Raw genomic sequence first — 20421 nt, forward strand, 5'->3', positions numbered from 1 at the left:
TGGGTTGCTCATTTCAGAAGATTTATGTATAATCAATCGTGTTAACACGTCGAATGTACGGTAGTAAGAGATGTGGGTGAGTTCATGGAACTACTGGACAGCAATGAGAGCAAGAAGAAGATGTGCCAGTATTATAACGAAATCTCGAAGGAACTGTTCGGATTTGGCACCACTCTCCTGAGAGTGACCATTGACCAGAATATTGTGACCTTCTACGCGAAGCACCGACGTTCACCGCGCTCTGACGCCCTGGAAGGGGAGGCCCCCGGCTTAAAGCTGGAAGTGGACTTCCGCATGTCTGTCTTATATAAGAAGAAATTCCGGGAGAAGCTCGAGCAACACATGGGTTTGCCAATTGAAGCTATATTACGGGATTATGATGCGTCCACTCAGTGGGCGATCACAAATGTGATTCTGGAACAAGCCTAAGGGTGGATCGGCAGGATTGATTCTTGTTGAACCATACGGAGGATGTGGTCCGGATTCATGATGAGGTTCCGTACAATTTCATATGATGGCGTCTGTCTTTGGATTGATTCTGAAGCAGAAACCGATGATGTACCGGCAGCGGGTGTCGCTTTCCTTTGTTTACGAAGAAAAGTGTTCTTGTTTATACAAGAGCACTTTTCTTTTTGTTTTTTAAGTCGAGCTAACCCTGTATAACACATCATATTCTTCGAAAATCAGGAAGACCCTTCGATCGCTGTTATCCCCGGATTTCTTTTATTTCCTTTAAATAAGGGAGAAATCTTGTGATAAAGGCGAACACTTCGTTTCTCCAGGTTCTTTCTGTTTTCTACGTAAGATGTGTTATCAATTTAGTTCAACTTAATGGTTGGGTTGTTAAAACACATATATCAGGGGGAATCAGGATCATGATGAAAAAGTGGATTAGCGGTTTGGCAGCAGTGGCAATGACATCGGTATTACTTGCAGGTTGTGGCAGCACAGAGGATGCAACAAGCGGTTCAGGCAGTGGGGGAACAGCAGCGAACAAACTGGTGATCTCCACTTGGGGCTTCTCGGAAGATTTCTTCAATGAATCGGTATTCGGTCCCTTTGAAAAAGAACATAATGTAGACATCGTGCTCGAAGTCGGCAATAACGCTGAACGTCTGAACAAAATCCGTCAGGGTACATCAAATGTCGATGTCATCTACCTGTCTGACTACTATGCACAACAAGGTATCGATGAAGGTCTGTTTGAGAAAATCGACCGTTCCAAAATTCCAAATGTAAATGACATTTATGATATTGCCAAGGCACCACTTGGTGAAGATTATGGCCCGGCCTACACGGTTGGACAGCTCGGTATCGCTTATAACCCGGACCTCGTATCCAAAGAAGTGACTTCATGGAGTGACCTGTGGGACCCGGCGTTCGAAGGTAACCTGACTATCCCGAATATTACGGCAACGGCTGGCCCAATGGTTGTGGATGCAGCTTCCCGTGTAGCTGGGAACGATACGTTTAATGAAGATGCGGCATTTGCTGAATTGAAAAAACTGAGCGGCAATGTGGTGAAATTCTATAGCCAAACGTCCGAGTTCGTGAACATGTTCTCCCAAGAAGAAATTGCGGGTGGACCGATCATGGAAATGTATTTCAAAGATCTGAAAGCAGCCGTGCCTAATGCGAAGTTTGTTACACCTAGCGAAGGTGCATATGCCGTGATGAACACAATCAATGTCGTGAAGGGCAGCAAAAACAAAGAGCTGGCTGAAGAGTTCATCAACTGGCAGCTTAGCCAAGATGTACAAGCAAAATCTGCTAAAGCTAAAGTCGATTCCCCGGTTAACACGAAGGTTGAACTGACTGCTGAAGAAGCAGAAGGCGTAACATATGGCGCTGACGTTGTTGAAAAGCTGAACAAGCTGGATATGGAATTCGTGAATCAACAGGTTAAAGGCTGGACAGATCGCTGGAACCGCGAGATTGCACAATAAAACATGTAACCGACTAAATAGTTATCTTTGATCTATATAGTTTAACTAAACTTTTTACACGAGAACGGAGAGGGCAGAAATAACGTGAAGAAGCGAAGCGTTCGCCTAAAAGCTTTCTGAAAGAAAGCTGCTTCGGAAGCACGCGCTATCCCCGGATTTTCCCCTTGAAGAAGGGATTCAAAAAATTCTGGGGATAACAGCGATCGGAAGGTTATTCTGTCATCGGAGTGGTAAGTGTAAATATTCTTTAGTTCAACTTATCATTTGCAGCAAGCAACCATATCACCGCATAGGAGTTGAGAACGGATGAGTGAAGCGCGTAATCGAATCATTATGGATGTGGACACGGGGATTGACGATGCACTGGCGATTTTGCTGGCGGTCAAAAGCCGGAAGCTGGACATCCTCGGCATCACCACGGTTTGTGGGAACGTATCACTCCAGCAGGCAACAGAGAATACGTGCAAAATTCTTGAACTCGCGGATGCACCTGAAATTCCGGTCATTGCCGGAGCAACTGGACCACTCACTCGCAAGTCGCATTATGAACACCGGGTACATGGACAGGATGGATTGGGCGGCGCGCTGCCTGATCCGGCTGTTTCCAAGCAAGCCGAGGAAGGTTTTGCGCCAGACTTTATCGTAGAGCAAGCCAAGTTATATCCGGGCGAATTGACATTGATCATGACGGCCCCGTTAACGAACCTGGCACTCGCGTTGATGAAGTGTCCTGAATTGCCTTCTTTATTGAAGGAAGTCATCTTCATGGGTGGTGTTGTTCGCGGACATGGCAATATTACACCAACCGCCGAGTACAACACATACGCTGATCCAGAGGCCGCACGCATCGTATTGCACGCAGGCATCGAGAAGCTTACTCAAGTCGGACTGGATGTGACGCGTCAAACATTGCTGAATGAAGCAACGATTGAGCGTCTCACACATCCTGCACTGCGCGCGTACGTTGCTCAAAGCACGGAGATTTACATCAACCGTTACGAACAAATGAACGGCGTCCGCGCGTGCGCTTTACATGATCCACTAGCCGTGGGCGTAGCCCTTGCCCCGGAACTGGTAGGACGCAAATCGTATTACGTCGATGTCGAAACCGCCAGCCGCCTGTGCGATGGTCAGATGGTATGCGACTTCCAAAACCGTTTGGGCGAGCAGCCCAACACCCTCGTCTGCGAAACCGTAGACGCAGAAAGCTTCCTTGAACTGTTTATCAACGCATTAAATGCGTAGCTATGATAGTTAAATTCATGTTTTACACAATAACGTAGTGACAGAAGAAAGCTGGAGAAGCGAAGCGTTCGCCTTTATCCCCGGATTTCACCTTTTCAATAAGGATCAAAAAATCTGGGGATAACAGCGATCGTAAGATTCTTCTGGCACGGAGTGAGCTAGTGTAAAGTTGTGCTTTTAACGTGTGAATTAAACCATTTTACAAGTCAGGAGTATCGCGATGAAGAAATCAGTAATCTACTGGCTATTGCTGCCGGGATTCGTGTTTTTGGCGGCATTTATGATCATTCCGATTGTCCTGACGATCGGGTCGACGTTTTTCCAAGAGAACTCCTTCACGTTTGAAGGATACATGCATTTTTTCAGAGACCCATATTTTTTGAAAATATTGCTTACGACGCTGCAAGTCAGCGTGGTCACCACCATCGTCTGTGTGGTGCTCGGATTCCCGACAGCTTATTATATTTCGCAGAAAGCGCCGCGCCGCAAAGGCATTTTGCTGGCACTGGCGATCTTCCCGCTGCTGACGAGCCCGGTCGTGCGCTCGTTCAGCTGGATGATTATCCTTGGACGCAAAGGGCTGATCAATAACACCCTGGTTGGTCTGGGCATCGTGGACAAGCCGCTGGACATTCTGTATACGCCGGCAGCCATGATGATCGGTCTGACGCACCTGTTCCTGCCACTGATGATTATCTCTCTGGTGGGCGTATTGGAGAACATTGATGGCGATCTGCTCAAAGCAGCACAAAGTCTGGGCGCATCGCGCATTACGGCATTCCGCCGGGTTGTGTTCCCGCTGGCTGTGCCAGGACTTGTGATCGGAGCCGTGCTTGTCTTTGTCGGAAGCCTGACGGCGTATACCACACCTGCCCTCCTTGGAGGCAAACAGCGTGTAATTGCTACGTTCCTGTATCAGAACGCCATGACCCTCAACGACTGGTATCTGGCCTCGGTTGTTGCCGCGATTATGATTGTAATTACATTTGTCGTGGTTGGTGTCATGAACAAAATGGCCAAAACTTTAAATCCGAAGGGGTAGACATATGCGGGAGAAACATATCGGGCTGGGCCTGTTCAGTCTGCTGGTCTTTATCTTTCTGCTGGGCCCGCTTCTGATCATATCGGTCACTTCGTTTGAACCGGGAACGGTACTCAAATTTCCGCCGGAAGGGTTCTCCTTCCGCTGGTATGAGAATATTTTCAACACAGGCGGTTTCCTTCGCACATTCCAGACGTCCATCATCATTTCCCTGCTGGGGAACCTGTTGGCACTGGTGCTTGGAGTTCCGGCTGCGTATGCACTCAGTCGTTACGATTTCAAAGGCAAGTCCGTGCTGAACGCACTGTTCCTGTCACCGGTACTGATCCCGGGAATCGTGCTTGGTTTTACATTGATGAAATACCTGATCGTAATCTACCATCTGCCGATGTATCTCGGATTGTTGATCGGTCATACGATTATCATGCTTCCATTTATCATTCGGGTTATCGCATCGAGTCTCTCAAGCTTTGATTTTGCAGTGGAAGAAGCTGCGCTGAGTCTTGGTGCGGGACGGGTAAGAACGTTCTTCACGATCGTGCTGCCTAACATCCGCTCAGGAATTATTGCTGCGGTGCTGATTGCCTTCTTGGAGTCGTTCAACAACGTGGACATCTCGGTGTTCATGACCGGACCAGGGGTAAGCACATTGCCAATTCAGATGCTGACGTATGTGGAGAATTATTTTGACCCAACGATTGCAGCAATTTCCGTGCTATTGATGGTACTGACCGGACTTTTAATGTTCGTGATCGAACGGATCATGGGCGGATTTTCATACTTTACTAAACGTTAATTGGAGGCGCAGAACGCTATGGCATTGCTGACATTAGACCACGTATCCGTGGCATACGATAAGCAGACAATCCTGAAGGATTTTCAGTTGGAGCTGGAAAAAGGTAAACTGCTCTCCCTGCTCGGACCGAGCGGTTGCGGCAAAACAACTACGCTGCGCCTCATCGCCGGATTTCTGGAAGCATCACAGGGCAAATTTATGTTCGGCGGCAAGGATTATACGAAGGTTCCGGCGAACAAGCGGAACTTCGGATTTGTATTTCAGAGTTATGCGTTATTCCCGCATCTGTCTGTCTATGACAACGTGGCCTTTGGCCTGCGGATGCGTAAAGTCAAAGACAAGGATATCTCTTCCCGTGTGATGCGAATCCTGGAAGTGGTTAACCTGAATGGATTTGAGAAACGTTTTCCACAAGAACTGTCCGGTGGACAGCGTCAGCGTGTAGCAATTGCTCGTGCATTGGTCATTGAGCCTGACCTGCTCTTGTTCGACGAACCGCTCAGTAACCTGGATGCCAACCTGCGCCTTAACATGCGGGTGGAGATTCGCCGGATTCAGCAAGAACTGGGCATTACAACGTTGTATGTCTCTCATGACCAGGAAGAGTGCTTCTCGATCTCGGATCAGGTAGCGATTATGAACAAAGGCGTGGTCGAGCAACTCGACCGCCCGGAAACGATTTTCAAATATCCGGCAACGGAGTTTGTAGCACGATTCATCGGGTTCCATAATTTCATTGAATTCGCTGAGCGTACTGATGCAGGTGAAGTGATCACACTGAGCGCAGGTGGACGAACATTTACTGCAACAGCACATCCCGGAACAGCACGCCCCGGTGCTCGTAAAGGCGCGATTCGCCCAGATGATCTGATCGTTAGTGGAGATACTTCTGCGGATGTGGTGAATGCTTTGCCGGGGATTATCAAGGTCAGCACGTATCTGGGACGCAGTTATCAGTATGTGGTTGAGACGGAACTTGGTGACTTTACGGCCAATCAGGAGATGGAAACGCCGTACCTTAGTGGGCAGCGTGTTAATCTGATTTTCCCACAGGACAAGCTTGTACTGGTGGAGTAGTCGTGAATGTAGAGAATAGCTTGAAGAAATAAGAGCAGTAAAGAAGGCATTTCATACGATGATTCCGGACGAGGCAGTGTTGCGCCATCAAGTGCAGTACAGCAGAATAAAGTGCAGGTTCATTGTCCGGTTCGCATCGCGGTGAAATGCTTGTGAAGAAGGAGATTATGCCCCATGCGTGCAAATCAACTGATTGTGAATGTACATGTGTATAACAGTTATTATAAACGGTTTGAAATGAACAACGTTGCTGTGTTGGGCGGCAGATTCCTGTATGTTGGACCCGGTGGACCTGAGATGATTCAGGCAGACGAAGTCATTGATGCGCGGGGAAGATACATGATTCCTGGCTTGATCGATATCCATCTGCATATCGAAAGTACAATGGTGACACCAGAAACTTTTTCCCATGGTCTGATTGGCTGCGGGGTAACGTCCATTGTAGCTGAACCTCATGAGATGGCGAATGTATTTGGGCTGGAGGGTGTGCAGGAGATGATGGCTGCGAGTCGGGAGACGACGGTGGACATGTTCTATGCGATCCCAAGTTCCGTTCCGGCAACCCCGATGGAGACAACAGGTGGTTCGATTGAAATCGAAGATATGGACGTGTTGCTCGCCACTGGCGAGATCATCTGTCTGGGCGAGATCATGAACTATGTTGATGTCATCCGTGATCCGGAGTGCAAGACCAACCAGATTTTACAGCATATTCGCAAAAACTATCCCGATCTGGTGATCGAAGGTCACACACCGAAACTGCTTGGACTCGATCTGCATCGACTGATCTACGCAGGTATTGATTCTGATCATACTCATCAGAGCATTGAGGGATTACAGGCGCGGATTGCGGCGGGTATGTTTATTGAAATTCAAGAGAAATCAATGACCCCGGAAGTCATGGAGTATCTGATTCAACATGATGTGGCGCAGCATTTCTGCTTTGTAACGGATGATGTGATGCCGGATTCACTGGTGGAGCATGGTCATTTGAATCATATCGTACGTAAAGCGATTCAGATGGGGATGCGCCCGGAAGATGCGATCTACGCTGCAACGTCTACCCCTGCTTCCCGGATGAAAATGACCGATCGTGGCAGCGTTGCCCCAGGCAAAGTGGCCGATTATGTGTTGGTATCCAACTTGGAGGATCTCTCTATTGATCAGGTGTACAAAAACGGCCGCAAAGCTTATGACGATTATGAACCGTATAAGCAGGAACGGATCATCGGGCAATTTCCACCTCACTTCTATAAGAGTGTGCAGCTGGAGAAGCTGGGCCAAGCAGATTTTGCAATTCAGTTGTCAGACCCAAAAGTCAGCGGATCAGGTGTAAATCTCGCTGGTGAAGGTGAGTACCAATGCCGTGTGATGATGGTGAAGGATGGTTCTACTTTTGTGGAAGAACATATTGCACCGGTTCAGTCTTTGGATGGCGAATTGTTATGGGAAGAAAGCGGATATGCGCAAATTGCGACCTTTGAACGTTATGGAGTGAACGGCAATCGTGCACACGGTCTGATCGGTGGAGACACCATCAAACGCGGCGCCATTGCAACGACATATTCACATGATAATCACAACCTGCTGGTTGTAGGACGTAATCGTGAGGATATGATATTGGCAGCTAACAAGGTGATTTCGAGCCAGGGTGGTTTCTGTGTGGTGGAAGACGGCAAGGTGCTGTCCCATCTGGAACTTCCTGTAGGTGGCATTTTGACGGAAGAACCCCTTGCAGTGGTGTCCCATCAAGTGAAGGAACTCAGAGCAGCCATGTTGTCTCTTGGATATGTGCATTACAACCCGATCATGTCGATCAGTACTCACTCGCTTGCGGTAAGTCCGGCGCTGAAGATCACGGATCACGGTCTGATTGATGTGAATGCAGGTAAGCTTGTATCGTTGATTGTATAGACTGAAGACACATATGTCGTGAAAAAACACCCTATTTCACAATTGTGAGCTAGGGTGTTTTTGTCTGTGCTTGTTGGAATTATTATTTTAGCAACTTCTCTGGGTTCTTCACTTTAATGGAAACAACTTCGCCGCAATCCAGACAAACCGTGTACATTTTTTCCACACCGAGAGTCATTTTCTTATCCAATGGACGAAGGTTGATGTAATCCGATGCTTCTACGAAAGATGTTCCTCCGCAATCATGACATTTCTTTTCTGATATACTCATAAGTTCATTCCACCTTTTAATCATTTGTAATGTGTTCATTAATATAATATTCATTAAATGGAAATACAAAATTATCTAATTATTCATCGTAGATTAGGGTCCGTTAGTCCGTGTAACCTAAATTTTTATTTTGCCTTCTAAAGTCCACTCCAAATATTTGGACACTGAAGGTGCGACCCATTTTCGGCTGTCATTTTCATGATTCCACACAAACACGTCATCTCTACACGTTCCATCCCCTGTCACAGGAAAAGCAAATAAATCCCCAATCCCACTTTCCCCGAAGAAGAGCAGGTGATCAAAGGGCATGTAGTAATCTTGGGAGTGGTCATCCCGATAATGTCTGTTTTCATTCTTAATTCGATCTTCTGACCAGATAAGTCCCAAATCGTAAATAGCTCTGACTCCATTGGTTTCGAGCAATATTTCTTTTAATTCACGAGGGAGCGTAACCTGTAAGGAGTCTTCCACCTTTGCAATGTCATCACCAGATGCAGGGGGACTGAACGTATACTCCTTCGAAATGCTATGAAGATGCTCTTTCCACATGAATAAAGGCCTCCTCGATATGTTCTAACTGTCAGTAACGAATGAAACGGTATGTAATTGATTGAAAAAAGAAGTCCTTCTTAACTTAAAAGGCTACTGATTTTGATGTAGCGCAGTAATGTTATGTAAGGACTACTCTTCTAACTCCAGTTTACCAAGTTAGCCAACCGCTCGTTCGTTTATAGTTGTGCAGAAGATCGTATTGCTCGTGGTGCATGAGACGCTTCATTTTGGTTCTATACAGACGATAATCATGTTTACGATCGGGTTTACTTTCTTTGTTGTAATGCGTGCTCTTGATTCCTTTACGGTGATCTTTCAGCTTTTCTTTTCTTGGATCAATGAACTTCTTGTTGTGTCTCTGTGCAAAAGCTGTTTCATTTTCCCATGATTGAATCTCTTCCTGTGTGAACATCTTCATCCCCGTTGTACCGGGCTAGATTTTGGCTTGAGTAGCCAGTGCCTTGAGCACAACTAATAGAAGAAGAATTTTGGGTTGAACATCGTCATCACCTCAGATTTAATTATTTTAACATATAAAGCCGTCCGATCAATTCTGGTCTAAGCGTTATTATGGGCACTGTTCTGGAGTAGAGATGATCACGAAAAAAATACCTTTTGGACGAGGCATAGGAATACATATATAGTAGTAAGAAAAGAGTGTTTGGACGCAAAAGCAGGAGGATAGACAACCATTATGAGTGAAATAAATAATGCTAAAACCATATTTTTCGACGTGGATGATACCTTATATGATCACTTGCAGCCGCTTCGTGGCGCGTTGCAAGACGTTCTCGGCTTGCCGGATGACTTCCCTTATGCTGAGGCCTATCACCGTTTTCGTTATTACAGTGACTGGTTGTCTGCACAAGAAGATTTGTCTGCTGTACCGGAGCCAGATGCGGTGGAGCGAATGCGCCATCGTAGGTTTGAGTTGACGATGGAGGAGTTTGGACTCCCCTTACAGTTGGGACAGGCTGAAGAACTGCAAGCACAGTATCTGAGCAGACAGTTCGAGATTGTACCTTTTCAAGGAGCATATGAGCTGATAAGAAGGCTTCAGGCAGAAGGCCATACCGTTGGACTAATCACCAATGGAGAAGGAGAGCATCAGCGCCGCAAGCTTGAAGCACTGGATGTGCTCAGTCTCGTGGACGAGCATATGGTCTTCATCTCCGGTACGTCTGGTTATGCGAAGCCGGATCGCAGGTTGTTCGAATATGTGAGTCAGCAGTCCGGGACAGATGCCCGTTCCAGCTATTACATTGGCGACTCGTGGCGTAATGATGTGGTAGGTGCAGTGGATGCGGGCTGGACAGTTATCTGGTTCAACCATCGGGAGGCGCTGCCGGAGTCCGATCATCAACCCCATTTTGTAGCACGGAGTTATGAAGAAATCAGTCGTATTCTGACTTTTGAATATGTTCGAGTTTAAGGAGATTTATGTTTAAAGGAGCAGTCCTGTTACCGTTTTTAGGTGCAGGTCTGCTTTTTTTAATTGTACTTTCTATAAAGGCACCAATAATGAGGCGTCTAACTCCTCGCTTTCAATTACAATTGCCATGAGTCCAGCTTCTGTTTTGGTTTCGTGCCATTCATGTTTATCCCAGAGTACGGCCTCGCCACAATGCACTTTAATGTATTCATTTGCTTCGCCTCTAACCCAACCCTCTCCGCTTACGATCAAAAGGAGTTGAGGAACCACAGCTTGGTGATAACCTACTACTCCACCCTCAGCCAAGTGCATACATCCTATATGGGCTTCTTTATGGGTCTGCGTAATACGTGACATTACGAAATTAGATTCGAATTTGGTAATCTTTTTGCCTGACTCTTGTTTAAATTGAAATATCCTCATGTTTACCTCCGCAATAGTGACTAAGTTAACTTCCTATAATGGTAACTATCTTTAATCTTTATGATGGGTATCATCCTATTCCACTAATTTATGGATAATCCAATCAGATGAGTCTATCATAGCTCCAATCATTTAGGAACAATTTGCTTACATTCATCATTTTGTTAATTGTCTGTGCCAACGTTTCTATGAAGCTCTGCTTCATGAAATCTTCATTCGAAAGAGTAGTTCAGAGCCTTCCCAAACAGGATATGCGGTGTTATAATTAAAACAAGATTTAGATTAAGTCTAAATTAAAATGAACGAATCAAAGTAGTCCATAACAATCATTCAAATTCTATTTTTATATTCGAGAGGGGATAAATTCCATGAGCACAATCCAAACTAGAAACAACACTTTTGCTAACAACGCCACAGCACTTCAAGATGTCCTGAACCGTCAAATCGCAGGCTGGTCCGTACTGTACACGAAACTGCATAACTTCCACTGGTATGTCCAAGGACCTCATTTCTTCACACTGCATGCCAAATTCGAAGAGCTGTACAACTTGGCTACAGCAAATATGGACGAAGTTGCAGAACGTTTGCTGGCTATTGGTGGACGTCCGGTGGCTACGATGGGTGAACAGTTACGTCTGTCTCCGATTGAAGAGGCACAAGGCCAGTTGTCTGCTGAGCGTATGGTAGAGTCGGTGGTTGCTGATCTGCGTACGATGGTGGATGTGATTCATCAAGGCATTCACGAAGCAGGAGAAGCAGAAGATAACGCAACGGAAGATATGCTGATTGGATTCACTGCTGCACTGGATAAAGAGGTTTGGATGTTAAACGCATTTTTGGGCAAATAAGCAAGGTTACCCTTCATCCTGACAACGATATGTAGAGTCCGTGAACAAAGTGTCCGTTCGCTTACAAATCCGGTGCGCTTGCCGTATAATGATGGCATTCAAGATGTACAGAATGGTGGAATGAATAATGCGGTCAGACCTGGAACAATTGCAGGAAGAAGCTGAACGGTTTATATATACATGTTATGAAGAGCTGGGCTATTCGCGTGAAGACGCGCAGGCCCGGCTTGCTGTCGTTATGGGCGAGATCGAAGTAACGGGTACTTATGTGCATACCAAAGAGGAATTGGAGCAGGGTTGCAAAATGGCCTGGCGGAACAGTAATCGCTGCATCGGACGGCTGTTCTGGGACAAACTTCGGATCGTGGATGCCCGTCATGCCGATACGGCAGGAACGGCAGCGGATGCGGTGATGAATCATATTCATGTGGCATCCAACGGAGGCAAAGTAATTCCGATGATTACTATCCTTCCACCGGATGGGCCGAATGGAGCTCCGGTACGTCTCTGGAATCATCAGCTTATTCGATATGCAGGATATGAGACGGAGCAAGGCATTATTGGAGATCCTGCTTCGGTGGAACTGACCAAGGCGGCGATGTCACTTGGCTGGCAGGGGGCAGGTACCTCATATGATGTATTACCGCTTATTATTCAGGCACAAGGACAAGCGCCAGAGTGGTATGTTGTACCCGAAGAAGAGATTGTGGAAGTGATGATTGAACACCCGGAGCGAGTGGAGATTGCGGAGCTGGGCATGCGCTGGTACGGTGTACCGATGATCGCCGATATGCGACTGGAGATTGGCGGTATATCCTACCCGGCAGCGCCATTCAATGGTTGGTATATGGGTACAGAGATCGGCGCCCGTAATCTCGCGGATACGTTCCGGTATAACAAGCTGCCTGCGGTGGCAGCAGCATTTGGATTGAATACGTCGAGTGAAACGACATTGTGGAAGGACCGGGCTTTGGTGGAGCTGAATGTAGCTGTGCTGCATTCGTTCAAAAAAGCAGGCGTGAGCATTGTGGATCACCACACGGCGGCAGCGCAATTTGCTATGTTTGAACAGCGGGAAGAGAAGGCTGGGCGTGAGTTGACCGGGGATTGGGTGTGGCTGATTCCGCCGGTATCTCCGGCGACAACGCATATTTTCCACAGCTCCTATCGTAATGAGATTGTGAAGCCGAACTTTTTACATCAGGATCAGGCGTATACCCTGAAAGATGGCGTGGCATCTGCCGCAGAGCCGCGAAATAGCGAGCAGCAGAATGCACAGGTAGAGAATCACCAGCCACAGGCCGGAGATGCACCAATGAAATGCCCGTTTGCACATTAAATTGTGCAGGCGGGTTATTTTTTGTGATCCTTTTTTATCAAACGAAGAACTACCCCTCTTTCAATCGATACCGACTTCGCATCACAGCCTGAACTACAATGGCAGCAGCAATCAGCACCAGATTGAACACAAACACGGAGTACAGCGAGCCAACTTCCGTAAGCAACGCAGCAACCAGTGGAGATACGATGGAGCCGATCTCGGCCGCAGAGACAATTTTGCCTATAACGGAGCTTCGACTCTCATCCGGGATATGATCACCAATATGAGCAAAGAACGAATCCATGTAACATGCACCGCCAACCCCGCCAATCAGCATGCCAACGTAGACCCATAGATGGGAGGACGTGCTTAGAAATACAGCGACTTCGATTCCAATCAGGAACATACCGAGCATGCAAAGCAACAAACGATCGCCCATCCGGTCAGAGAGATAACCGACAAATGGGGCAGCAGCAAGCGTAGAGATCCCTGAGACGGTGAAGGCGAGACTGGTTGCAAAGGGGTCCCAATGCATGATGTGAGCTGCATACAGTGCAAAATAGGTGAGGAATACCGCATAGGCGCTCATCTCCAGAAAATGTACTGTACCGTAGCCAATCAGCTGTTGCCGTTGTGTAAACTCTGTAGTTGGGCCAATCGTTGTTGATTCGGGAGCTTGATTGAATAGGGAGGTATACTCAACAGGGGAGTCAATAATAGTGTCATCATCTGAAACGTCATCTGTAGAGAGTAGTGAATGTGTTAAGTTGTCCAGAGGTTCTTGGTTCACAGTAGCCAAAGGTTCTTCTAATTGATAATCACTTAACGTCCCCCCAGATTCATGATTAGCCCTAGCTTGTGACGTCGTCTTAATCCCCATCGCAGCGACCACGGCCATCAGACAACAGACGGTAACGAGCAGAAAAGGAACCGACAAGGGCCAGTGCAGCGCGAGCCAGCCACTTATGACCGGACCGAGTACCATACCGCCGCCCTCACTGCTGCTGATATACCCATTGTACAGGCCGCGGTTGTCTACATTACCCCCATCTCCGATGATGGATCGCACAACGACAGTAAGCCCGGTGGAAGCGAGTCCTTGCAGCAGTCGGAGCAGGCCGAACAACACCGCAGCGGAAGACACCGCGAAGCCGCCCATGCAGACAGCGAGCAGGATCAGCATCAGGATGAGCGCATTTTTCCCTCCGAGCTTTTTATAAATTGCCGCAGCAGGAACGCCACCAATCACTTTCCCCACATAAAAAAGTGCAAAAATAACCCCCATCATCCAGCCGGACAGGCCGAATTCCTCAATAAACAAAGGAAACAGGGGCAGGATCATGAATCCTCCCATCTGACTTAAGAAACAAATGGTCATCAGCAAAGGCAGGTTACGACGAATATCCAAGAGCCAAGACTCCTCTCACACATAAAATGGAATCCCAAACGTGTTTCATTTACTCCATATGGGTACGTATTATCGACATTACCCGTAATGTATGCAGAATTTTAAAAAATAAGAAGAAATGACACGCGGCGTTTACATCAAAACCATTGCGGATATACCTGAATCATATATAATAGATGGGTTATCTATAAGGATGCATGAACGAAAGTGTACAGAATTAAGAGGTACCTCAAGTATAAGGGGGCGATGTGAAGCATGTTAGAACAACAACCGATTATCCGCTTCGAAGCGGTGACTCAGCAATACGATCAGGATGAAGCCGTATTGAAGGCAGTCAGCTTTGAGATTGAGCGGGGTAAATTTTATACGCTTCTTGGCCCATCGGGCTGCGGGAAAACAACGATATTGCGGCTGATTGCCGGTTTTGCGGAGCCGACACAGGGCAGTATTTATTTTAATGGTGCGCTCATCAACCGGGTGCCTGCCCACCAGCGGCAGGTGAATACCGTATTTCAGGATTATGCGTTATTTCCACATTTGAATGTATTTGAGAACGTAGCTTTTGGTTTGCGGATCAAAAAGATGAAAACGGCTGAAATTCGCAGCAAAGTGTTGGAAGCCCTCAAGTTCGTCAATCTGTCCGGATATGAGAACCGCGAAATTGGTGAAATGTCTGGCGGACAACGGCAGCGTGTTGCGATTGCACGCGCAATTGTGAACGAACCCGAAATTTTGCTGCTGGACGAGCCGCTCTCAGCACTCGATCTGAAGCTTCGGACTGAGATGCAGTACGAGCTGCGCGAGTTGCAACAGCGACTGGGCATCACGTTCATTTTTGTTACGCATGACCAGGAAGAAGCCTTGGCGATGTCCGACGAGATCTTTGTCCTGAATGGCGGCGTGATTCAACAGAGTGGTACACCGAATGATATCTATGATGAGCCGATTAACCGCTTTGTAGCAGACTTTATCGGGGAATCGAACATTGTATCGGGCAAAATGAAGCAGGACTTTGTGGTGGAATTTGCTGGCGCACAGCACGAGTGTGTCGATCAGGGTCTCCAGCCGGATGAGCCGGTAGAGATTGTCATTCGTCCAGAGGATCTGGAGATTACAACCGAAGACCAAGGCAAGCTCAAGGTCAATGTGGACTCCCAGTTATTCCGCGGGGTGCATTACGAAATATCCACATACGATGATGCGGGCAATGAGTGGCTTGTTCATTCAACGAAGAAAGCCGTTGTCGGTGCGCGGATTGGACTTTATTTTGACCCGGAAGCTGTACACGTTATGCGCTTTAACGAGACCGAGGAAGAGTTCGACAAACGACTCGAAGCCTACCAAGAGGCCGCTCATGCAGACTAAAGCCAGCACACGCAATGCGTATCTGATTCCATATGTATTATGGATGGTGTTGTTTGTTGTGGCGCCGGTTCTGCTGGTCATCTATTATTCATTCTTCGATGTGGAAGGTAACTTCACGTTTGGCAACTACGCCCGGTTCTTTACACCGGTGTACTTGCAGATGACGCTCAGTTCGTTCTGGTATGCATTTCTGATTACGGCGTTCTCGCTGCTCATCTCGTATCCAACGGCATATATGCTGACCCGGACGAAGCATAAGCAGCTGTGGTTGCTGCTGATCATTCTGCCAAGCTGGATCAATCTCTTGTTAAAAGCGTATGCCTTCATCGGCCTGTTTGGAACGTATGGTCTGACCAACTCCCTGCTTGAAGTTGTGGGGATTGGCACACAGCAGATTTTGTTCACCGACTTCAGTTTTATCTTTGTCTCGGTGTACATCTTCATTCCATTCATGATTCTGCCGATCTTCAATGCGCTGGAAGAAATGAACCCATCGTTGATCTATGCGGCGCGGGATCTGGGTGCCTCATCGTGGCTGACTTTCCGCCGGGTTATCTTTCCGCTGACCATTAGCGGGGTGAAATCAGGCTGTCAGGCTGTATTTATTCCTGCGCTGTCTCTGTTCATGATTACCCGCCTCATTGCGGGGAACCGTGTAATTACGCTGGGAACAGCGATCGAACAGCATTTTCTCGTCACCCAGGACTGGGGGATGGGTTCAACGATTGCCGTCTTTTTGATTATTGCGATGGCGATTATTATGTTCCTGACTGGATCAGGCAAGAAGGAGGTGCGTAATGGGAAGAAACGGAAAGCTGTCTAACGTCTATCTGGCCGTTGTATTCGCCATACTGTACGCACCGATTGCGTACCTGATCTTCTACTCCTTCAATAGCGGCGGTCACATGCGCAGCTTTGAAGGATTCACGCTCGAATGGTACAGAGAGGTGTTCGCCGATACACGGCTGCTCATCATTGTGCTAAATACATTTATCATTGCGCTCCTGTCATCGGCGATCTCAACGATCCTAGGTGTAGCAGGAGCACTGGCGATCTACCATGTGCGTCGCAAACGGACCAAGAACACCCTGCTGTCACTCAATAACGTGCTGATTGTTAGTCCGGATGTCATCATTGGTGCATCGTTCCTGATTCTGTTCACCATGATTGGAATCAAACTGGGCTTCACTTCGGTCCTGCTATCTCATATCGCATTCAGCGTACCCATTGTCGTGATCATGGTCCTGCCAAAGCTGCAGGAGATGAGCCCAACATTAATGGATGCGGCACGCGATCTGGGTGCTGGATCATGGCAGATTCTGACGCGTGTGGTGCTGCCATACGTGAAACCAGGTATTTTTGCCGGATTCTTCATGGCCTTGACGTACTCGCTCGATGATTTTGCGGTAACATTCTTTGTCACGGGTAATGGATACTCCACACTCTCGGTAGAGATATACTCCAGAGCAAGGCAGGGCGTATCGTTGTCCATCAATGCGTTGTCTACCCTGTTATTCCTGCTCACGGTGCTGCTGGTGGTTGGATACTACTTCATTAACCGCCGTGCAACACGGATACCACCCGGAGGAAAGGGGCTGCGTCCATGAAGCAACTGGTACGGACATTTGCGCTTGTATTCGTGGCCGCTTTTGCCCTGATGATTCTGGCTTCGTATCTGAACAAGAGTCAGGGGTATTCTGGCGGCAACACGCTGACCATCTACAACTGGGGAGATTATATCGACCCGGATCTGCTCAAGGAATTTGAGGATGAGACTGGCATGAAGGTCATTTATCAGACGTTTGATTCGAATGAAGCGATGCTGACCAAGATTGAGCAGGGCGGTACTACGTTTGATGTGGCGATTCCTTCCGAATATGCGATTAGCAAAATGAAAGAAGAAGACCTGCTCGTTCCACTCGATCATAGCAAATTAACCCATCTGGACAACATTGATCCGCGGTTCATGGACTTGTCCTTTGATGAAGGTAACAAGTACTCCATCCCTTATTTCTGGGGAACGGTGGGAATTGTGTACAATCCTGAGCTGGTGGATGGATTGACGTTTGATAGCTGGAATGACCTTTGGGACCCACGTCTAAAAAACCAGATCCTTCTCCTCGACGGTGCACGCGAAGTCATTGGTATGGGATTAAACAGTCTCGGGTATTCCCTTAACGATACCAACGAAGATCATCTGCAAGAAGCGCTGAAGAAACTGTCTACATTGACACCAAACGTCAGAGCAATTGTGGGTGACGAGATCAAAATGTTACTCGCCAATGAGGAAGCAGCCGTTGGGCTCGTTTGGTCCGGGGATGCATCCGAGATTATGGATGAGAACGACAAGCTGGATTACATGGTGCCGGAAGAAGGCTCGAACCTTTGGTTCGATAACATGGTTATTCCAAAGACGGCGAGTAATATTGAAGGGGCACACCAGTTTATCAACTTCATGCTGTACCCGGAACATGCCGCCCGCAATGCCGAATATGTCGGGTATTCCACTCCAAACGCCGAGGCGCTTAAGCTGCTGCCAGAGGACATCTCCGAGGATGAACGGTTCTATCCAGACGAGACACTGACAGGTAAGCTTGAGGTCTACGATAATCTGGGCAAAAAAATGCTCTCGCATTATAACGACCTGTTCCTGGAGTTTAAAATGCACAGCAAATAACCGCCAATAACGTGTGCACAGTTCGTTAGATTTGCAAAAAAGACAAAAAGGTTGCTGCTCGTCATTTCAATTGAATGACGGGCAGCAACCCTTTTTTTACCTACTTCAGAGCAAAAGCTCAGGTTATATTATTTTCATACACACGTTAACGGAGGGGACAGAAACAACGAAGGAAGCGTAGCGGTCGCCTTTATCAACGGATTTTCCCATTTCAGATGGGATTCAAAAAAATCCGGGGATAACAGCGATCCGAAGTTGTTCTGTCACCGCAGTGATCAAGTGGAAACGAATAAAGGGTTACATGCGCTTTTTGCGACCCACCATGATCCAAGCCCCACCCATAATCAACACAATCGCCACGAAAGGCTGGATAAAGCTCAAGCTGCTCAGCATCGTGCCAATCGACATCACGGCGAAGAACAGCAGTGATATAACCGTTAGAATGTTGATCGGGATCAGCAACCATTTGTTCCGACCACCGAACCAGTATAATTCAAACAAACCAACAGCTACAGCCAGAATGAAGCCCGGCCACATCGTACCCCAGTTGTTAAACAGCATGGCGATCTGACAGACAATACCAACCGTGAGCAACAATCCACCGGGTACCAGCAGTCCAACCCCTCTGCCAATCATGGAGAAGTAGAGCCAGTGGAAGAACAGTCCTAGTGGAATCACGAATAACGTGGGCCAGAAGGTCGCGAAGATTGTACCCGGACCGAGTGAACCTCCCTGGTTCAGAATCAGGTACACGCCCAGCAAAATGAGAACAGGCGCAAGGATCGTACGTTTAGCCATAATATCTCTCCTTATCAATACAAGATCAATTTCTGAACGGTTGTATGTAGAGCAATTACTTTGTTATTCACAGCATACCATGAACTGGAAAAGTCTATCCTCCGTCTTTGGAGTTAAAATGAACCTAGACCAAAGTCTAGGTTCGAAAGATGCTCAGCCGCTTTTTCATGCAAACAATCCGTGCCAAACGGTGGTGAACAAGTTACACAGAAAAATGTGATTTAGGCTTGCATGTTGCAAGAGAGAATTATCATTGCTTTCGTAGCAGATGCTCCCAGTTTGTAGGGAATCCCAAAAGGGATATATCAACTATAGTGTGAGCTTCGATTAATGAGGATAGCTCAGTCACCCAACTATCCCAGATTGTTCTATCCTTTATCAGGTACTTCGCATTGTAGATAGCTCCAAAAAGAAAGGCTTTGTCTAAGCCTAATAATTCATCATTTCGTGTGTATCTTATGGTAACAGGGATTCTATAATTAAAAAGTCTGCTGTAGTGAGCACATCTATTCCTAAAAACAGTTAAGACGTGGAACCAGTTCTCAAGTTCCCTATAACTTATGTTTCGAGAAGGGTAGTATTCTCGATCAATAGACTTTTTGTCAGACGTTTTGAGATTTTTATAGAGTGAGGACATCATAGAAATTGTACTGACTTCAAAGGCCGCCCAGATAGGATATCTATCTTGGTAATTCTCTCTATGATGAGCAATAAGCACTTCTTTGTGCTGTTTTTGAATGCATTTTTGCAAATCCTCCATAAAACGTTGGTGAAATTGAATTTTAGAAAAATTAGCGGCATTCGTATATCCAAGAGCACCGTACTTGTGGGCGAGCTTGTATGAAATCTGTGATCTTAAGGCAATCTCGATGTACTCGACAATCTTCATAAAGTGATTTCTAAGGGCTGCATCAAACAAATAATGCTTATACACTTTGTTGAAAGTCGTTCCTTCAATGTAGTTGTCCGAGGTATCCTGTTTAAAAGTTAAGGCATATGCAGTAAACCTGTAATAGTGAATGCGTTTCAGGATTGTAATCGCTTCTACATCATTTTCAATTGTCATTTTTCGGTTTTTAAACTTTTCGAGCTGTTCTTCATATGTAGTAGGCGCTTTCATTTCACGTAGCTGAACATCATCTGGCAAGGAAAATACCCCCATAACGCAAAAATGTCTCGCCCTGTTCCACATGCATAAGCAGAGGTGCGGGCGAGATCTGTTATTAACAATATACGATTCGTTGACTGTTTAGTCAACAGTTAAACTTAAATTGAGCAACTACTGAATGGTAAAGCTGAGTCATCC

General features: G+C 46.9%; 21 protein-coding genes. 14 read left to right on the forward strand and 7 right to left on the reverse strand.

What is annotated here, in order from left to right:
- Positions 1–84 precede the first annotated feature (84 nt).
- The 7 genes from QVE09_RS15080 to QVE09_RS15110 all read left to right on the forward strand — a co-directional run bounded on the left by QVE09_RS15080 (position 85) and on the right by QVE09_RS15110 (position 8020).
- Positions 85–429, forward strand: a complete 345-nt coding sequence (locus QVE09_RS15080) for a Na-translocating system protein MpsC family protein (protein ID WP_017691786.1) — start codon at positions 85–87, stop codon at positions 427–429.
- 449 nt (positions 430–878) lie between these two features.
- Positions 879–1946 (forward strand): ABC transporter substrate-binding protein, encoded by a 1068-nt coding sequence (locus QVE09_RS15085; protein WP_315937701.1) that lies wholly within the window; start codon positions 879–881, stop codon positions 1944–1946.
- 306 nt (positions 1947–2252) lie between these two features.
- Complete coding sequence (locus QVE09_RS15090) at positions 2253–3191, forward strand: nucleoside hydrolase (RefSeq protein ID WP_315937444.1); 939 nt, start codon at positions 2253–2255, stop codon at positions 3189–3191.
- A 220-nt stretch (positions 3192–3411) separates the two neighbouring features.
- Positions 3412–4233: an ABC transporter permease gene (locus QVE09_RS15095; protein ID WP_036612869.1), complete on the forward strand. Its 822-nt coding sequence runs from the start codon at positions 3412–3414 to the stop codon at positions 4231–4233.
- 4 nt (positions 4234–4237) lie between these two features.
- Positions 4238–5029 (forward strand): ABC transporter permease, encoded by a 792-nt coding sequence (locus QVE09_RS15100; protein ID WP_017691790.1) that lies wholly within the window; start codon positions 4238–4240, stop codon positions 5027–5029.
- Between the two features lie 18 nt (positions 5030–5047).
- Positions 5048–6106, forward strand: coding sequence for an ABC transporter ATP-binding protein (locus QVE09_RS15105; protein ID WP_315937445.1), 1059 nt, complete (start codon positions 5048–5050; stop codon positions 6104–6106).
- Between the two features lie 174 nt (positions 6107–6280).
- The gene (locus QVE09_RS15110; protein WP_315937446.1) at positions 6281–8020 is read left to right on the forward strand and encodes an adenine deaminase C-terminal domain-containing protein; all 1740 of its coding nucleotides are present in this window, start codon (positions 6281–6283) and stop codon (positions 8018–8020) included.
- An 82-nt stretch (positions 8021–8102) separates the two neighbouring features.
- Here the strand turns inward: QVE09_RS15110 and QVE09_RS15115 are convergent, their stop codons facing one another.
- The 3 genes from QVE09_RS15115 to QVE09_RS15125 form a co-directional block, all read right to left on the reverse strand.
- On the reverse strand, positions 8103–8291 hold the full coding sequence (locus tag QVE09_RS15115; RefSeq protein WP_036612861.1) for a hypothetical protein: 189 nt from the start codon (positions 8289–8291) through the stop codon (positions 8103–8105).
- Between the two features lie 117 nt (positions 8292–8408).
- Positions 8409–8840 (reverse strand): SMI1/KNR4 family protein, encoded by a 432-nt coding sequence (locus tag QVE09_RS15120; RefSeq protein WP_036612858.1) that lies wholly within the window; start codon positions 8838–8840, stop codon positions 8409–8411.
- 151 nt (positions 8841–8991) lie between these two features.
- Positions 8992–9255 (reverse strand): hypothetical protein, encoded by a 264-nt coding sequence (locus QVE09_RS15125; protein ID WP_051447285.1) that lies wholly within the window; start codon positions 9253–9255, stop codon positions 8992–8994.
- A gap of 282 nt (positions 9256–9537) precedes the next feature.
- Between QVE09_RS15125 and QVE09_RS15130 the strand changes: the two genes are divergently transcribed.
- A complete protein-coding gene (locus tag QVE09_RS15130; RefSeq protein WP_315937447.1) occupies positions 9538–10275 on the forward strand; it encodes an HAD family hydrolase in 738 nt (245 codons plus the stop codon).
- Positions 10276–10347: 72 nt separating this feature from the next.
- Here the strand turns inward: QVE09_RS15130 and QVE09_RS15135 are convergent, their stop codons facing one another.
- A complete protein-coding gene (locus QVE09_RS15135) occupies positions 10348–10698 on the reverse strand; it encodes a cupin (protein ID WP_315937448.1) in 351 nt (116 codons plus the stop codon).
- 368 nt (positions 10699–11066) lie between these two features.
- Here QVE09_RS15135 and QVE09_RS15140 point away from each other — a divergent pair, with 368 nt between their 5' ends.
- Positions 11067–11546 carry a Dps family protein gene (locus QVE09_RS15140; protein WP_017691795.1) on the forward strand — a complete coding sequence of 160 codons (480 nt, stop codon included), beginning with the start codon at positions 11067–11069 and terminating at the stop codon, positions 11544–11546.
- A 127-nt stretch (positions 11547–11673) separates the two neighbouring features.
- On the forward strand, positions 11674–12885 hold the full coding sequence (locus QVE09_RS15145) for a nitric oxide synthase oxygenase (protein WP_315937449.1): 1212 nt from the start codon (positions 11674–11676) through the stop codon (positions 12883–12885).
- A gap of 49 nt (positions 12886–12934) precedes the next feature.
- On the opposite strand, the gene QVE09_RS15150 is transcribed toward QVE09_RS15145, so the two are convergent.
- Positions 12935–14275 (reverse strand): MFS transporter, encoded by a 1341-nt coding sequence (locus QVE09_RS15150; protein ID WP_315937450.1) that lies wholly within the window; start codon positions 14273–14275, stop codon positions 12935–12937.
- Positions 14276–14530: 255 nt separating this feature from the next.
- Between QVE09_RS15150 and QVE09_RS15155 the strand changes: the two genes are divergently transcribed.
- Genes QVE09_RS15155 through QVE09_RS15170 form a run of 4 tightly spaced genes read left to right on the forward strand, consistent with a single transcriptional unit; the run spans position 14531 to position 18317 of the window.
- Entirely contained in the window at positions 14531–15640 is a 1110-nt protein-coding gene (locus QVE09_RS15155) for an ABC transporter ATP-binding protein (RefSeq protein WP_315937451.1), read from the forward strand.
- A complete protein-coding gene (locus QVE09_RS15160) occupies positions 15630–16463 on the forward strand; it encodes an ABC transporter permease (protein ID WP_017691799.1) in 834 nt (277 codons plus the stop codon). The genes QVE09_RS15155 and QVE09_RS15160 overlap by 11 nt, the downstream gene beginning before the upstream one ends.
- Positions 16438–17247, forward strand: a complete 810-nt coding sequence (locus tag QVE09_RS15165; RefSeq protein ID WP_062836831.1) for an ABC transporter permease — start codon at positions 16438–16440, stop codon at positions 17245–17247. The genes QVE09_RS15160 and QVE09_RS15165 overlap by 26 nt, the downstream gene beginning before the upstream one ends.
- Positions 17244–18317 (forward strand): ABC transporter substrate-binding protein, encoded by a 1074-nt coding sequence (locus QVE09_RS15170; RefSeq protein WP_315937452.1) that lies wholly within the window; start codon positions 17244–17246, stop codon positions 18315–18317. Before QVE09_RS15165 ends, QVE09_RS15170 begins: the two co-directional genes overlap by 4 nt.
- 297 nt (positions 18318–18614) lie before the next feature.
- Here QVE09_RS15170 and QVE09_RS15175 read toward each other — a convergent pair whose 3' ends face one another.
- Complete coding sequence (locus QVE09_RS15175) at positions 18615–19115, reverse strand: hypothetical protein (protein WP_017691802.1); 501 nt, start codon at positions 19113–19115, stop codon at positions 18615–18617.
- Between the two features lie 250 nt (positions 19116–19365).
- A complete protein-coding gene (locus QVE09_RS15180) occupies positions 19366–20262 on the reverse strand; it encodes an Abi family protein (RefSeq protein WP_315937453.1) in 897 nt (298 codons plus the stop codon).
- Positions 20263–20421 lie beyond the last annotated feature (159 nt).

This window comes from Paenibacillus sp. ClWae2A (assembly GCF_032452295.1).
Classification (GTDB): Bacteria; Bacillota; Bacilli; order Paenibacillales; family Paenibacillaceae; genus Paenibacillus.